This is a genomic window from Geomonas ferrireducens, assembly GCF_004917065.1.
In the GTDB taxonomy this organism is placed as follows: domain Bacteria; phylum Desulfobacterota; class Desulfuromonadia; order Geobacterales; family Geobacteraceae; genus Geomonas; species Geomonas ferrireducens.
Genome location: NZ_SSYA01000007.1, coordinates 1 through 16,531 on the forward strand (window position 1 = coordinate 1; position 16,531 = coordinate 16,531).

A 16,531-nucleotide genomic window follows, 5' to 3' on the forward strand; every position below is an offset into this window, starting at 1 on the left:
AAGGAAGAGGGCGGCCGTCACACCCCGTTCTTCAACGGCTACCGTCCGCAGTTCTACTTCAGGACCACCGACGTTACCGGCGTGGTTGACCTCGAAGCCGGCGTCGAGATGGTTATGCCGGGCGACAACGTCTCGGTTACGGTCAACCTGATCACCCCGATCGCAATGGACGAAGGTCTGCGCTTCGCAATCCGCGAAGGCGGCCGTACCGTCGGCGCGGGCGTGGTTGCCTCCATCATCGAGTAACAGCGACGGACTCTGAGTCCCGGAAGCTCGGGATGAGAAAATAGTTTGAAAAGGACGAAAGACAATGCCTAGAGACATCATCACCCTTGGCTGCACCGAGTGCAAACAGCGTAACTATACGACTACGAAGAACAAGAAAAATACGCCGCAGAAGCTGGAGTTCAACAAGTACTGCCGCTTCTGCCAGAAGCACACGCTGCACAAGGAAACCAAATAGTTTGATTTGGGGTTCCCGGGATTGCCCGGGAACCTCCGCCGCAGGCCAGTAGCTCTAACGGCTAGAGCACCGGTCTCCAAAACCGGGTGTTGGGGGTTCGAATCCCTCCTGGCCTGCCATTTTTTTTATCTTCACTAAGTGAGGAGTGACAAGTGATCGCGAAAGCCAAGTCTTTTTTTGAGGATGTTCAGGCGGAGCTCGCCAAGGTAACTTGGCCTACCCGCAAGGAGACCTTCTCTACTGCTCAGGTAGTTGTAGTCATCATCGTGCTCATCTCACTTTACCTTGGCGCCTGCGACGTGGTCCTTACTAAGCTCATCAGGTCGATACTCCGCTAGAGGACTGAAAATGGCACACAAATGGTACGGCGTACATACCTACTCCGGCTTTGAGAACAAGGTGCGGCTCACACTGGCTGAGCGCATCAAGAACCTCGGCATGGAGGAGTTCTTCGGCGAGATCCTGATCCCGTGCGAAACCGTCGTCGAACTTAAGAAGGGGGAGAAGAAGACTTCGTCCAGGAAGTTCTTCCCCGGATACATCCTGGTCAACATGGAGCTGAACGACGACACCTGGCACGTGGTCAAGGAGACCGCGAAGGTCACCGGTTTCGTCGGCGGCAACAACCCCTTCCCGATTCCGGACGAAGAAGTCGGCAAGATCACCAAGAGGATGGAAGAGGGGGCCGAGAAACCCCGTCCGAAGGTTCTCTTTGAAGTGGGCGAGACGGTCAGGGTCATCGACGGTCCGTTCCTCAACTTCTCCGGCGTGGTCGAGGACGTGAAGCCGGACAAGGGGAAACTCAAGGTCATGGTAAGCATCTTCGGGCGCGCCACCCCGGTCGAGCTCGAATTCATGCAGGTAGAAAAGCAGTAGGGTTCTCCCGCTGTTACTGATAGAAGAATCAGGCAGTTCGAAGGAAAGATAAAGGAGTAGGAAAATGGCGAAAAAAATTACCGGTTACATAAAGCTGCAGGTACCCGCAGGGAAGGCTAACCCGTCTCCTCCGATCGGTCCGGCACTCGGTCAGCACGGCGTCAACATCATGGAGTTCTGCAAGGCTTTCAACGCGAAGACCCAGGCAGACGAGGGGACCATCACTCCGGTCGTCATCACTGTCTACGCCGACAGGTCCTTCACCTTCATCACCAAGACTCCGCCGGCTCCGGTTCTCATCAAGAAAGCTCTCGGCCTCCAGAGCGGCTCTGCCGTCCCCAACAAAACCAAGGTGGGCAAGCTGACCAAGGAGCAGGTGCGCGAGATCGCAACTAAAAAGATGCCCGATCTCAATGCCGCGAGCCTTGAGGCTGCCATGAGGACCATTGAAGGTACCGCGCGCAGCATGGGCGTTGAAATAGCTTAAGATAAAGAGAGGGTTATCAGAAATGTCTATGACAAAAAAAGCTAAAGAGGCTCGCGCCAAGGTCGACAGGACCAAAACCTATCCCCTGTCCGAGGGTCTTGAGCTGGTTAAAGGCGCGGCTTACGCGAAGTTCGACGAAACCGTCGACCTGGTTGTGAAGCTGGGTGTCGATCCCCGTCACGCCGACCAGATGGTGCGCGGCGCCGTGGTGCTCCCCAACGGTCTGGGCAAGGACGTACGCGTCCTCGTGTTCGCCAAGGGCGAGAAGGAGAAGGAGGCCCGCGAGGCCGGTGCCGATTTCGTGGGCGCCGATGACCTGGTCGCCAAGATCCAGGAAGGGTGGTTCGAATTCGACACCGCCATCGCAACCCCGGACATGATGGGCGTGGTCGGCAAGATCGGTAAGCTCCTCGGTCCCCGCGGCCTGATGCCGAACCCGAAAGTCGGCACCGTCACCTTCGACGTGGCTCGCGCCGTGAAGGAGTCCAAGTCCGGTAAGGTCGAGTTCCGCGTCGAGAAGGCCGGTATCATCCATGCCCCGGTAGGGAAGGTTTCCTTCACCGCCGAGACCCTTAAGCAGAACGTTTCAGCCCTGGTGGAAGCCCTCCAGAAGGCGAAGCCGGCTGCCGCCAAGGGTACCTACATGAAGAAGATCTCCGTATCTTCCACCATGGGCCCGGGCGTGAACATCGATCTCGCTGACATCAGCGCGATCTTGAAATAAAGGCAGTATCAAGCAGTAAAGCCAAAGTCAAAGACAGTGGGTGCGCCAGTTTGATCGTCGGTGCTTAATCGCCTTGGGCGGCCAACCGAGACTTGCAAGATGTTGCGCGAAAAAGCATGTTCCGCAACTTCCTGACTTTGGCGGGGTTCCGTACCCGTATACCAAAAGAAAGGAGGAAGGCGCTTGAATAAGGAAAACAAACAAGAACTTGTTACCGAAATGCACGACAAGCTCCTGAGGGCCCAGGCGGTATTCCTTGCGGATTTCCGCGGGATGAACGTCGGCCAGGCGACCGAGCTCAGAAACGAGCTCAGGAAGGCTAACGCCGAGTACAAAGTCGTCAAGAACACCCTGCTCGATATCGCTTCCAAAGGGACCGACAAGGAAGGTCTGAGCCAGTACTACGCTGGTCCGACCGCCATTGCCCTTTGCTATGACGATCCCGTCGCAGCGGCCAAGGTGCTGTCGCGTTTCAACAAGGAAGCCACCAACCCGTTCACTCTGAAGGCTGGCGTGCTTACCGGCAAGACCATCAACGTGGCCGAGATTCAGGCTCTCGCTGATCTGCCGAGCCGCGAAGTGCTTATCGCCAAGATGCTGGGCAGCATGCAGGCACCGGCAAGCAACTTCGTACGCGTTCTGGCAGCGGTCCCGGGCGGTTTCGTACGCGCGCTGGAACAGATCAGGGTTCAGAAGGCTGCCTAGTCGCAGTCTCCAACAATTTTCGCTTTAAACATCTAACAATATTCTCTGGAGGAGAAAGAAATGGCTATCACCAAAGAAGAAGTAATCAGCTTCATTGAGAACATGTCCGTCCTCGAACTTGCCGGCCTCGTGAAAGAGCTCGAAGAGAAGTTCGGCGTTTCCGCAGCCGCTCCGGTTGCCGTTGCTGCTGCTGGCCCGGCTGCTGGCCCGGCTGAAGCTGCCGAGGAGAAGACCGAGTTCGACGTCATCCTCAAAAGCGCTGGCGCAAACAAGATCGCTGTCATCAAGGTCGTCCGTGGCCTTACCTCCCTCGGCCTCAAAGAAGCCAAGGACCTGGTCGACGGCGCTCCGCAGCCGGTCAAAACCGGGATCTCCAAGGATGAGGCTGCCGACGCACAGAAGCAGCTGGTCGAGGCTGGCGCAGAAGTGGAAGTCAAGTAGTCATTTCCGCACCGATCTTTACCAAAGCCAAGGTCGCTTTTTGCGGCCTTGGCTGTTCTATTTTAGTTTGAGGCCGCTTCACCCCGCAGCCCCGCCCGACCAAAACAGCAGGAAATTCAAGGGGGTGGAGGTCTTCCAAGGCGTTCACCACAAGGAGAAGATATGGCTTATTCAATCGCGAATAACCCCCTGTTGCGCAAGAACTTCGCCAAGATCCACAAGATCATCGACATACCGAACCTCATCGACATCCAGAAAAACTCCTACAAGAGATTCCTCCAGCTCGACACTCCCGTAGACGCACGCAAGAACTCAGGCCTCGAGGCCGTTTTCCGCAGCGTTTTCCCGATCAGGGACTTCAGCGACACCGCATCGCTTGAGTACGTTTCGTATTCGCTCGGCGCGCCGAAGTACGACGTGGAGGAGTGCCACCAGAGGGGCATGACCTTTGCCGCCCCCATGAAGGTGAAAGTAAGGCTGGTTGTCTGGGACGTTGCGAAGGATCCGGGGACCAGGTCGATCCGCGACATCAAAGAGCAGGAGGTTTATTTCGGCGAAATCCCGCTGATGACCGACAACGGGACCTTTATCATAAACGGCACCGAGCGCGTTATCGTTAGCCAGCTGCATCGCTCCCCGGGCGTGTTCTACGACCACGACAAAGGGAAGACCCACTCCAGCGGCAAGGTGCTCTACTCGGCCCGCGTGATTCCGTACCGCGGTTCGTGGCTTGACTTTGAATTTGACCATAAAGACATCCTTTATGTTCGCATAGACAGGCGTCGCAAGATGCCGGCCACCGTGCTCCTGAAGGCCCTTGGCTACTCCAACGACGCGCTCATCAATTACTTCTACAAGTCCGAAGAAGTGAAGGTCGGTGAGAACGGCGCCATGACGAAACTCGTGGACGCGGAACTCCTCTCCAACCAGAAGGCGACCGCGGACATCGTCGATCCGGCTACCGCCGAGGTGATCCTCAAGGCAAACCGTAAGTTCACCAAGGCTGCGCTCAGGAAGATGGCCGAGCACGGCATCAAGGAGATCCCGATCGCCGAAGAGGAAGTGGTCGGCAAGGTTGCCTCCCACGACATCTACGATCCCGCTACCGGCGAGATCCTGGTCGAGTGCAACGAGGAGATCACCCAGGCGAAGCTTGAGGAGATGGTCCAGAAGGGGATCACCTCCTTCCAGGTGCTCTTCATCGACAACCTGCACGTCACCTCCAGCTTCCGCGACACCATCCTGATCGACAAGATCGGCTCCACCGACGAGGCGCTCATCGAGATCTACCGCCGTCTGCGTCCGGGTGATCCGCCGACCCTGAAGAGCGCGCTGGTTCTCTTCGAGAACCTGTTCTTCAACGCGGAGCGCTACGACCTCTCCGCCGTCGGCCGCTTGAAGCTCAACTACAAGCTCGGCGTGGACGTGCCGCTTGACTGCATGACGCTCACCCGCGAGGACATCCTCGAGGTGGTGCGTTACCTCATCGAGCTGAAAAACGGCAAGGGCAACATCGACGACATCGACCACCTGGGCAACCGCCGCGTGCGCGCCGTGGGTGAACTCCTGGAGAACCAGTACAGGATCGGCCTCGTCAGGATGGAGCGCGCCATCAAGGAGCGCATGAGTCTCCAGGAAGTCGAGAACCTCATGCCGCACGACCTGATCAACTCCAAGCCGGTCTCGGCCGTCGTGAAAGAGTTCTTCGGTTCCTCGCAGCTTTCGCAGTTCATGGACCAGACCAACCCGCTCTCCGAGGTCACGCACAAGCGTCGTCTCTCGGCTCTCGGACCGGGCGGTCTTACCCGCGAGCGCGCGGGCTTCGAGGTCCGCGACGTACACCCGACTCACTACGGCCGCGTCTGCCCGATCGAGACCCCTGAGGGCCCGAACATCGGTCTGATCGCGTCCTTGTCCACCTACGCGCGCATCAACGAGCACGGCTTCGTCGAGACGCCGTACCGCGTTGTCAAGGAAGGGAAGGTGACCGACGAGGTTCGCTTCTTCTCCGCGCTCGAGGAGGAAGGTCACGCCATCGCGCAGGCGAACGCCGAGATGGACGAGACCGGCCGCTTCATGGCCGACTACATCTCCGCCAGGAAGTCCGGCGAGTTCGTGCTGGTCGGTCGCGACGAGCTGGAACTCATGGACGTTGCTCCGATGCAGCTCGTGTCGGTCGCGGCCTCGCTGATCCCGTTCCTCGAGAACGACGACGCGAACCGCGCACTCATGGGCTCGAACATGCAGCGCCAGGCCGTACCGCTTCTGCGTGCCGATTCCCCGCTCGTCGGGACCGGCATGGAGCGCGTCGTGGCAAGGGACTCCGGGGTTTCCTCGGTAGCCCGCCACAACGGCGTCGTCGAGAGCGTCGACGCTTCCAGGATCGTCGTCAAGATCGACGAGGACCAGTACGATGCGACCGGCACCGGCGTGGACATCTACAACCTGATCAAGTTCGCCCGTTCCAACCAGAACACCTGCATCAACCAGAGGCCGGTGGTGAAGATTGGCGACCACGTGAAGGCGGGCGACATCATCGCCGACGGTCCTTCCACCGACATGGGCGAGCTGGCTCTGGGGCAGAACGTGCTGATCGCGTTCATGCCGTGGGGCGGCTACAACTACGAGGACTCCATCCTCATATCCGAGCGCCTTGTTAAGGACGACCGCTACACCTCGATCCACATCGAGGAGTTCGAGGCCGTGGCCCGCGACACCAAGCTCGGCAAGGAGGAGATCACCTCCGACATCCCGAACCTCGGCGAAGAGACCCTCAAGGACCTCGACGAGTCGGGCATCATCAGGATCGGCGCCGAGGTTCGCCCGGGCGACATCCTGGTCGGCAAGATCACCCCGAAAGGCGAGACCCAGCTCTCCCCGGAAGAGAAGCTCTTAAGGGCCATCTTCGGCGAGAAGGCGGGCGACGTGCGCGACACCTCGCTCAGGGTTCCGCCGGGGGTCGAGGGTACCGTCATCGGCGCCAAGATCTTCTCGAGGAAGGGTGCCGACAAGGATGCCCGTACCGAGATCATCGAGAAGGCCGAGGAACAGCGCCTGCGTAAGGACGAGCAGGACGAGATCCGCATCATCCGCGACTCCGCCCGCGGGAAGCTGAAGAAGCTCCTCATGGGCAAGACCGCGGCGGTCAAGATCGAAGGGATCGACGGCAAGGTGCTCATCCCGAAAGGGGCTGCCATCACCGAGGAGATGCTGAACTCCTTCACCATGGACCGCTGGGACGAGATCTCCATCGCCGACGACGACACCATCGACGAGAAAGTGGCGCAGACCCTTTCCACGCTCAACCAGCAGATCGACATCATCAAGTACGTCTTCGACGACAAGGTGCAGAAACTGCGTCGCGGCGACGACCTGCCGCCGGGCGTCATAAAGATGGTCAAGGTCTACATCGCCATCAAGCGTAAGCTCCAGGTGGGCGACAAGATGGCGGGCCGCCACGGTAACAAGGGCGTCGTCTCCAGGATCCTTCCGGAAGAGGATATGCCGTACATGGAAGACGGCCGTCCGGTCGAGATCGTGCTGAACCCGCTGGGCGTTCCGTCCCGTATGAACGTGGGGCAGATCCTCGAGATGCACCTCGGCTGGGGCGCCAAGGGCCTTGGCTGGAAGATCGAGGAATTCCTCGAGAAGAACACCCCGCACGACGAGATCAAGAGGTTCCTGAAGGGCGTGTACGACAACCCGGAAATGGACCGCTTCCTCGACACGCTCGAGGGTGAAGAACTCCTCAACGTGGCAAGGCGCCTTAAGCGCGGCATCCCGATGTCGTCGCCGGTCTTCGAAGGGGCGAGCGAGGAGTCGATCCAGTCGATGCTGACCCACGCCGGTTTCAGCACCACCGGTCAGGTCACCCTCTACGACGGAAAGAGCGGCGACAAGTTCATGCACCAGGTCACCGTCGGTATCATGTACTTCCTGAAGCTGCACCACCTGGTTGACGACAAGATCCACGCCAGGAGCATCGGTCCCTACTCGCTGGTCACCCAGCAGCCGCTGGGGGGCAAGGCGCAGTTCGGCGGTCAGCGACTCGGGGAGATGGAGGTCTGGGCGATGGAGGCCTACGGCGCCGCGTACGCGCTGCAGGAGTTCCTCACCGTCAAGTCCGACGACGTGGCAGGCCGCACCAGGATGTACGAGGCGATCGTCAAAGGGAAGCACACCCTTGAGCCGGGTCTGCCGGAGTCGTTCAACGTCCTCATCAAGGAACTCCAGTCCTTGGGTCTCGACGTGGAACTGCTTGAAGGCGACGAGGACTAACGTCAGACGTCGGACCTGTCGGACTGGTCAGGCCGGTCGGACAGGTCCGACAAGTCGGACGGCCTTAACAAGTTAACGTAACTCCTACCGCTAAGGAGGAAAATACTTTGGAAGATATTTTCAATTTTTTCGATAAGCCGAAAGATCCGCTCCACTTCTCGTCGATCAAGATCTCGATCTCGTCGCCGGACAAGATCCGCGAGCGTTCCTTCGGGGAAGTGAAGAAGCCGGAGACCATCAACTACCGCACCTTCAAACCGGAGCGCGACGGTCTTTTCTGCGCCAAGATCTTCGGACCGACCAAGGACTACGAGTGCAACTGCGGCAAGTACAAGCGCATGAAGCACCGCGGCATCGTCTGCGAGAAGTGCGGCGTCGAGGTCATCCCGTCCAAGGTGCGCCGCGAACGCCTGGGTCACATCGACCTCGCCACCCCGGTGGCGCACATCTGGTTCCTCAAATCCCTGCCGTCCAGGATCGGCAACCTGATGGACATCACCCTGAAGGACCTCGAGAAGGTGCTTTACTTCGAGGCCTACGTGGTGACCGACCCGAAGGAAACCGGCATGCCGTTTGGCACCGTGCTCTCCGAGGACCAGTACCAGAAGGCTCTCGAAGAGTACAACTACGGCTTTGAGGCCGGCATGGGCGCCGCTGCGATCCGCACCTGCCTCACCTCAATGGACCTGGACCAGCTCTCCGAGCAGCTCCGCATCGAGATGCAGGAGGCAACCAGCGAGGCGAAACGCAAGAAGACCGCCAAGCGCCTTAAGGTCATCGAGGCTTTCAAAAACTCGGGCAACAAGCCGGAGTGGATGATCCTCGAGTGCATCCCGGTCCTGCCGCCGGAGCTTCGTCCGCTCGTTCCCTTGGACGGCGGCCGCTTTGCGACCTCCGACCTGAACGACCTGTACCGCCGCGTCATCAACCGCAACAACCGCTTGAAGCGCCTGATGGAACTGCAGGCCCCCGAGGTCATCATCAGGAACGAGAAGCGCATGCTGCAGGAGGCGGTCGACGCGCTGTTCGACAACGGCCGTCGCGGCCGCGCCATCGCTGGCCCCAACAAGCGTCCGCTCAAGTCCCTCTCCGACATGCTGAAGGGCAAGTCGGGCCGCTTCCGTCAGAACCTGCTCGGCAAGCGTGTCGACTACTCCGGCCGTTCCGTTATCGTCGTCGGTCCCGAGCTTCGCCTGCACCAGTGCGGTCTGCCGAAGAAGATGGCCCTCGAGCTCTTCAAGCCGTTCATCTACAACAAGCTCGAGGAGCGCGGCTTCGTCACCACCATCAAGAGCGCCAAGAAGATGGTGGAGAAGGAGAAGCCGGAGGTCTGGGACGTTCTCGAGGAGGTCATCAAGGAGCATCCGGTCCTTCTGAACCGCGCACCGACCCTGCACCGTCTCGGCATCCAGGCCTTCGAACCGGTCCTGATCGAGGGCAAGGCGATCCAGCTTCACCCGCTCGTTTGCACCGCCTTCAACGCGGACTTCGACGGTGACCAGATGGCGGTCCACCTCCCCCTCTCGGTTGAGAGCCAGGTGGAGGCGCGCGTCCTCATGATGTCGACCAACAACATCCTGTCGCCGGCGCACGGTAAGCCGATCATCGTGCCGAGCCAGGACATGGTTCTCGGGATCTACTACATGACCCGCGAGAAGCACTTCGCGCCTGGGGACGGGAAGATATTTGCTTCCCCGGACGAGGTGTCCATCGCCTGGGACGCGTCCGAGGTGCACCTCCAGGCCCGCATCAAGGTAAGGATGAAGAACCTCGTCAGCGACGAGAAGCCGGCCATCATCGAGACGACGGTCGGGCGCGTGCTACTGCGCGAGATCCTTCCCGACGCGGTTCCCTTCTCGGCCATCAACAAGGTCATGACGAAGAAGGAACTCTCCAACCTTGTCGACACCTGCTACCGTCTGGCCGGCAACAAGGAAACCGTCATCCTCGCCGACAAGCTGAAGTCCATCGGCTTCCGCTACGCGGCGAAGGCGGGTATCTCCATCTCGATCAACGACATGGTCATCCCGGAAGGCAAATCCGCCATCATCAACCGCGCCACCGAAGAGGTGCAGGAGATCCAGAACCAGTACACCGAGGGTCTCATCACCGACGGCGAGCGTTACAACAAGGTCATCGACATCTGGGCGAAATCGACCGAGGACATCGCGAAAGAGATGCTGGACAACCTCTCCCGCGATACCATCATCGACCCGCAGGGGAACGAGGTGAAGGTGCCGTCCTTCAACGCGATCCACATGATGGCCGACTCCGGTGCAAGGGGTAGCGCCCAGCAGATCCGCCAGCTGGCGGGGATGAGGGGACTCATGGCCAAGCCGTCGGGCGAGATCATCGAGACCCCGATCACGGCGAACTTCCGCGAAGGCCTCACCGTGCTCCAGTACTTCATCTCGACCCACGGCGCACGTAAGGGTCTGGCCGACACCGCACTCAAGACGGCGAACTCCGGTTACCTCACCCGCCGTCTGGTCGACGTTGCCCAGGACGCCATCATCACCGAGTCGGATTGCGGCACCATCGACGGCCTGACCGTCTCCTCCCTCACCGAGGGTGGCGAGGTCATCGAGCACATCGGCGACCGTATCCTCGGCCGCGTGGCCCTGGACGACATCCTCGACCCGGTCACCGGCGACGTGCTGGTGGCGGCGAACCAGGAGATCGACGAGACCCTGGTCTCGAAGATCGAGGCTGCCGGTCTCGAGAAGGTCAAGATCCGCTCCGTGCTCACCTGCGAGAGCCGTCGCGGCATCTGCGCCAAGTGCTACGGCCGCGACCTGGCACGCGGTCACCTGGTGAACCGCGGCGAGGCGGTCGGCGTCATCGCAGCACAGTCCATCGGCGAGCCGGGCACCCAGCTGACCATGCGTACCTTCCATATCGGTGGTACCGCATCCCGTCGCGCCGAGCAGACCTCCATGGATGCGAGGAACGAGGGCTACGCCAAGTTCATCAACCTGCACTACGTAACCAACTCCGAAGGTCACCACATCGTCATGAACCGTAACGGTGAGCTGGCCATCGTGGACGAGACCGGGCGCGAGCGCGAGAAGTACGGCATCGTCTACGGCGCGAAGATCAAGGTGAGCCCCGAAGAGAAGGTCACCCAGGGGCAGTCGCTCGCCGAGTGGGACCCGTACACCATGCCGATCCTCACCGAGATCTCCGGCCGCATCAAGTTCGGGGATGTCATCGAGGGCGTCACCATGGAGGAGCAGGTCGACGAAGTCACCGGCCTCTCCAGGAAGGTCATCATCGAGACCCGCGACTCCGACAAGCGTCCGCGCATCACCATCAAGGACGAGTCCGGCAAGACCGCCAAGATAGGCGAGAGCATGGCGCGTTACTACCTGCCGGTCGGCTCCAACATCAACGTCCTCGAGGACACCGTGGTGAACGCGGGTGACGTGATCGCCAAGATCCCGCGCGAAACGACCAAGACCAAGGACATCACCGGTGGTCTGCCGCGTGTTGCCGAGCTCTTCGAGGCAAGGAAGCCGAAAGACTTCGCGGTCATCACCGAGATCGACGGCGTGGTCGCCTTCGGCAAGGACGCCAAAGGCAAGCGCAAAGTCATCGTCACCCCGGAAGTGGGCGAGCCGAAGGAATACCTCATCCCCAAAGGGAAGCACATCAGCGTCCACGAAGGGGATCATGTCCGCGCCGGCGAGGCGCTCATGGACGGCTCCTCCAACCCGCACGACATCCTCCGCGTCCTCGGCCAGAAGGAACTGGCCAAGTACCTGGTCGACGAGGTGCAGGAGGTCTACCGTCTCCAGGGCGTCAAGATCAACGACAAGCACATCGAGACCATCGTGCGTCAGATGCTGCGTCGCGTCAGAGTGAAGGACGTGGGGGATACCAACCTGCTGATCGACGATCAGATCGAGCGTTGGGTCTTCGAGGAAGAAAACGAGAAGGCAATGGATAAGGGCGGGCGTCCTGCTACGGCAGAGTCTCTGCTCCTTGGCATAACCAAGGCGTCGCTCTCGACTGAGTCATTTATTTCTGCTGCTTCTTTCCAAGAGACAACAAAAGTCTTGACACAGGCATCCATTGAAGGTAAAGTCGACAGTCTTCGTGGTCTGAAAGAAAACGTGATCATGGGCCGCTTAATCCCGGCGGGAACGGGATTGGCTCTTTACCGCAACCTGCGCATGGTTGCTGAGGAGCCAGTAATCATTCCGGAGCCAGTTGAACCGGAAGATGAAGAGATCTACGAAGAAGAAGCCTAGTCCAGTATCCGGCCAGTGAGAGCGGGTTCCTCGCTTCACTGGCCGGCGTCTCACTTTTATCAAATAAAACTTGACAAGCACGTACGTTGTTGCTATTTTCGTCGCTTCCGCGCGCGGGGTGCGTCTGCGCGCGGATTAAGAATCGCGTGAGAGGAATGTATGCCAACTATTAATCAGCTTATTCGTCATGGTCGGGAGTCAAAGGGTGAAAAATCCACTGCTCCGGCACTCAGGAGCTGCCCGCAGAAGAGGGGCGTTTGCACCAGGGTTTACACCACAACCCCGAAGAAACCGAACTCCGCGCTTCGTAAAGTCGCGAGGGTAAGGCTTACCAACGGCGTCGAGGTGACCTCCTACATTCCGGGTGTTGGTCACAACCTCCAGGAGCACTCCGTTGTCCTCATCAGGGGCGGCAGGGTCAAGGACCTTCCGGGTGTTCGTTACCACATCGTCCGCGGCACGCTCGACTCTGTCGGCGTCAAGGGTCGCATGAAGAGCCGTTCCAAGTACGGTGCGAAAAGGCCCAAGTAACCCGAACGGTGCAAAAAGACCCAAGTAACCGATTTTAAGTGAGAGGTTAAGACATGCCAAGAAGAAGAGAAGTAGCAAAGCGGGTGATCCTCCCGGACCCGAAATACGGTGACAGGGTGGTTGCCAAGCTGATCAATATAATCATGCTGGACGGCAAGAAGTCCACCGCCGAGAAAGCACTGTACGGTGCCCTTGAAATCGCTGCCGGCAAGGCCGGCGACGAACCGGTCAAGGTCCTCAAGAAGTGCCTCGACAACATCAAGCCGATGCTGGAAGTCAAGTCCCGCAGGGTCGGTGGTTCCACCTACCAGGTTCCGGTCGAGGTTCGTCCGGAGCGCCGCATGTCCCTGGCTATGCGCTGGCTGGTGAAGTACTCCAACGCCCGCAGCGAGAAGACCGTTACCGACAAGCTTGCCGGCGAGATTCTCGACGCTTACAACAACCGCGGTTCCGCAGTGAAGAAGCGTGAGGATACCCACAAGATGGCAGAGGCCAACCGCGCCTTCGCCCATTATCGCTGGTAGTCCGCGGCGACACCCTTTAAGGCTTAGAAAGCAACTCGGAGGAATAGTAAGTGGCACGTCAGGTTTCGCTAGAAATGACCCGTAACATCGGGATCATGGCTCACATAGATGCAGGGAAGACCACCACCACGGAGCGTATTCTCTACTACACCGGTGTTTCCCACAAGATCGGCGAGGTCCATGACGGCGCCGCTACTATGGACTGGATGGAGCAGGAGCAGGAGCGTGGTATCACCATCACCTCCGCAGCAACCACCTGCAACTGGAAGGACCATCGTATCAACATCATCGACACCCCGGGTCACGTCGACTTCACCATCGAGGTCGAGCGCTCCCTGCGTGTTCTCGACGGCGCGGTCGCCGTCTTCTGCTCGGTCGGTGGCGTTGAGCCGCAGTCCGAGACCGTATGGCGTCAGGCGGACAAGTACCGCGTACCGCGTATCGCGTTCATCAACAAGATGGACCGCATCGGTGCCGACTTCTTCCGCGGCATCGCCATGATCAAGGATCGCCTCAAGGCGAATCCGGTCGCCCTGCAGATCCCGATCGGGAGCGAGGAGAACTACAAGGGCCTCGTCGACCTCATCGAGATGAAAGGGATCGTCTTCAACGACGAGAGCATGGGTGCCGTGTACGAAGTCGTCGATATCCCCGCCGACCTCGTCGACCAGGCCAACGAGTACCGTGAACTCCTGATCGAGGAAGTCTCCTCCCACGACGATGCCCTCATGGAGAAATACTTGGGCGGCGAGGAGATCTCCAACGCCGAGCTGAAGGCGGCCATCCGCCAGGCGACCCTCGACATCAAGATCTGCCCGGTCATCTGCGGTTCCGCATTCAAGAACAAGGGCGTGCAGCACCTGCTCGACGCCGTGCTCGACTACATGCCGGCCCCGACCGACATCCCCGCTATCCAGGGTGTCGACGCCAACACCGAGGCTCCCATCGAGCGTCACGCTTCCGACTCCGAGCCGTTCTCGGCTCTGGGCTTCAAGATCATGACCGACCCGTTCGTGGGGCAGCTCTGCTTCTTCCGCGTCTACTCGGGTGTGATCCAGTCCGGCTCCTACGTGTACAACGCCACCAAGGGCAAGCGCGAGAGGATCGGCCGCATCCTGAAGATGCACGCGAACAAGCGTGAAGAGATCAAGGAAGTCTACGCCGGCGACATCGCCGCCGCGGTAGGCCTCAAATACACCACCACCGGCGACACCCTCTGCGACGAGAACAACGCCGTCATCCTCGAGTCCATCGAGTTCCCCGAGCCGGTTATCTCCATCGCCATCGAGCCTAAGACCAAGGCCGACCAGGAGAAACTGGGCCTGTCGCTTGGCAAGCTCGCTTCCGAGGACCCGTCCTTCCGCGTCAAGACCGACGAGGAAACCGGCCAGACCATCATCTCCGGCATGGGCGAGCTGCACCTCGAGATCATCGTGGACCGTCTCTTCCGCGAGTTCAAGGTCGACGCCAGCGTCGGTAAGCCGCAGGTCGCCTACCGCGAGACCATCACCAAGAAGGTCAAGGCGGAAGGGAAGTTCGTGCGCCAGTCCGGCGGTCGCGGTCAGTTCGGTCACGTCTGGCTCGAGATCGAGCCGCAGGAGGCCGGGAAGGGTTACGAGTTCGTCGACGCCATCAAGGGTGGCGTGGTTCCCCGCGAGTACATCCCGGCGGTCGACAAGGGTATCAAGGAGGCGCTGGACAACGGCGTCATGGCCGGCTTCCCGGTGGTCGACATCAAGGTCACCTTGGTCGACGGTTCCTACCACGAGGTCGACTCCTCGGAGATGGCGTTCAAGATCGCAGGTTCCATGGGCTTCAAAGAGGGTTGCGCCAAGGCGTCCCCGATCATCCTGGAGCCGATCATGTCCGTAGAGGTCGTTGTTCCGGAAGAGTACATGGGCGACGTCATCGGCGACCTGAACTCCCGCCGCGGCCGCATCATGGGCATGGAAGGGCGCGCAGGCGCACAGGTCGTCACCGCGATGGTGCCGCTGGCCCAGATGTTCGGTTACTCCACCGATCTGCGCTCCGCAACCCAGGGTCGTGCGACCTACTCCATGACCTTCGATCATTACGAGCCGGTACCGAAATCGGTTGCCGAGGAAATAGTAGCGAAGGCCAAAGGCTAAGATAATTCAATTTCCCTACTGAGGAGGATTCCGAAATGGCAAAAGCTAAATTTGAAAGAACCAAGCCGCACGTAAACATCGGCACCATCGGTCACGTCGACCACGGCAAGACCACCCTGACCGCAGCCATCACCAAGGTGCTCGCAGGCAAGGGCCAGGCCGAGTTCAAGGCGTTCGACCAGATCGACAACGCTCCGGAAGAGCGTGAGCGTGGTATTACCATCGCTACCGCACACGTCGAGTACGAGACCGAGAAGCGTCACTACGCTCACGTCGACTGCCCGGGCCACGCCGACTACGTTAAGAACATGATCACCGGTGCAGCGCAGATGGACGGCGCGATCCTGGTTGTTTCCGCAGCTGACGGCCCGATGCCGCAGACCCGCGAGCACATCCTGCTCGCACGTCAGGTCGGCGTCCCCTACATCGTCGTGTTCCTGAACAAGGCCGACATGGTGGACGACGAGGAGCTCCTCGAGCTCGTCGAGCTGGAAGTTCGCGAACTCCTCTCCTCCTACGACTTCCCGGGCGACGATATCCCCATCATCAAGGGTTCCGCACTGAAAGGGCTCGAGGGTGACCCGGGCGAACTCGGCGAGCAGGCCATCATGAAGCTGATGGACGCAGTCGACGCCTACATCCCGGAGCCGGTTCGCGCCATCGACAAGCCGTTCCTCATGCCGGTCGAGGACGTATTCTCCATCTCCGGTCGTGGTACCGTTGCAACCGGTCGTGTTGAGCGCGGCATCGTGAAGGTCGGCGAGGAAGTCGAGATCGTCGGCATCAAGGCAACCGCCAAGACCACCGTTACCGGTGTTGAGATGTTCCGCAAGCTGCTCGACGAAGGCCGTGCAGGCGACAACATCGGCGCCCTGCTGCGCGGCGTGAAGCGTGAAGAGATCGAGCGCGGCCAGGTTCTCGCCAAGCCGGGCTCCATCACCCCGCACACCAAGTTCAAGGCTGAGGCGTACATCCTCTCCAAGGAAGAGGGCGGCCGTCACACCCCGTTCTTCAACGGCTACCGTCCGCAGTTCTACTTCAGGACCACCGACGTTACCGGCGTGGTTGACCTCGAAGCCGGCGTCGAGATGGTTATGCCGGGCGACAACGTCTCGGTTAC

14 protein-coding genes and 1 tRNA gene are annotated in these 16,531 nt (G+C 59.9%); all 15 read left to right on the plus strand.

The window, feature by feature from the left end; translation table 11 throughout:
• Positions 1–246, plus strand: a 246-nt coding sequence (locus E8L22_RS21220; RefSeq protein ID WP_456237327.1) for an EF-Tu C-terminal domain-related protein, incomplete at its 5' end; no start/stop codon positions are given.
• Positions 247–310: 64 nt separating this feature from the next.
• Positions 311–463, plus strand: a complete 153-nt coding sequence (gene rpmG / locus E8L22_RS21225; protein ID WP_012529352.1) for a 50S ribosomal protein L33 — start codon at positions 311–313, stop codon at positions 461–463.
• 42 nt (positions 464–505) lie between these two features.
• Positions 506–582 (plus strand) — tRNA-Trp (locus E8L22_RS21230).
• A gap of 33 nt (positions 583–615) precedes the next feature.
• Complete coding sequence (gene secE / locus E8L22_RS21235) at positions 616–801, plus strand: preprotein translocase subunit SecE (RefSeq protein ID WP_135872880.1); 186 nt, start codon at positions 616–618, stop codon at positions 799–801.
• A 10-nt stretch (positions 802–811) separates the two neighbouring features.
• Positions 812–1,339 (plus strand): transcription termination/antitermination protein NusG, encoded by a 528-nt coding sequence (nusG, locus tag E8L22_RS21240; RefSeq protein WP_135872878.1) that lies wholly within the window; start codon positions 812–814, stop codon positions 1,337–1,339.
• 64 nt (positions 1,340–1,403) lie between these two features.
• The gene (gene rplK, locus E8L22_RS21245) at positions 1,404–1,826 is read left to right on the plus strand and encodes a 50S ribosomal protein L11 (RefSeq protein WP_129128348.1); all 423 of its coding nucleotides are present in this window, start codon (positions 1,404–1,406) and stop codon (positions 1,824–1,826) included.
• Positions 1,827–1,848: 22 nt separating this feature from the next.
• Positions 1,849–2,550 carry a 50S ribosomal protein L1 gene (rplA, locus tag E8L22_RS21250; protein WP_136527082.1) on the plus strand — a complete coding sequence of 234 codons (702 nt, stop codon included), beginning with the start codon at positions 1,849–1,851 and terminating at the stop codon, positions 2,548–2,550.
• A gap of 183 nt (positions 2,551–2,733) precedes the next feature.
• Positions 2,734–3,255: a 50S ribosomal protein L10 gene (gene rplJ, locus E8L22_RS21255; RefSeq protein ID WP_136527083.1), complete on the plus strand. Its 522-nt coding sequence runs from the start codon at positions 2,734–2,736 to the stop codon at positions 3,253–3,255.
• 60 nt (positions 3,256–3,315) lie between these two features.
• Positions 3,316–3,696, plus strand: a complete 381-nt coding sequence (gene rplL / locus E8L22_RS21260; RefSeq protein WP_135872873.1) for a 50S ribosomal protein L7/L12 — start codon at positions 3,316–3,318, stop codon at positions 3,694–3,696.
• A gap of 162 nt (positions 3,697–3,858) precedes the next feature.
• Positions 3,859–7,974 carry a DNA-directed RNA polymerase subunit beta gene (rpoB, locus tag E8L22_RS21265; RefSeq protein WP_136527084.1) on the plus strand — a complete coding sequence of 1,372 codons (4,116 nt, stop codon included), beginning with the start codon at positions 3,859–3,861 and terminating at the stop codon, positions 7,972–7,974.
• A gap of 107 nt (positions 7,975–8,081) precedes the next feature.
• Positions 8,082–12,227: a DNA-directed RNA polymerase subunit beta' gene (gene rpoC / locus E8L22_RS21270; RefSeq protein WP_136527085.1), complete on the plus strand. Its 4,146-nt coding sequence runs from the start codon at positions 8,082–8,084 to the stop codon at positions 12,225–12,227.
• Between the two features lie 159 nt (positions 12,228–12,386).
• On the plus strand, positions 12,387–12,758 hold the full coding sequence (gene rpsL / locus E8L22_RS21275; protein ID WP_015719175.1) for a 30S ribosomal protein S12: 372 nt from the start codon (positions 12,387–12,389) through the stop codon (positions 12,756–12,758).
• Between the two features lie 53 nt (positions 12,759–12,811).
• Complete coding sequence (rpsG, locus tag E8L22_RS21280) at positions 12,812–13,282, plus strand: 30S ribosomal protein S7 (protein WP_129128342.1); 471 nt, start codon at positions 12,812–12,814, stop codon at positions 13,280–13,282.
• A 50-nt stretch (positions 13,283–13,332) separates the two neighbouring features.
• Entirely contained in the window at positions 13,333–15,411 is a 2,079-nt protein-coding gene (fusA, locus tag E8L22_RS21285) for an elongation factor G (RefSeq protein WP_135872867.1), read from the plus strand.
• Positions 15,412–15,446: 35 nt separating this feature from the next.
• A partial coding sequence (tuf, locus tag E8L22_RS21290; RefSeq protein WP_136527086.1) for an elongation factor Tu occupies positions 15,447–16,531 on the plus strand: 1,085 nt, incomplete at its 3' end.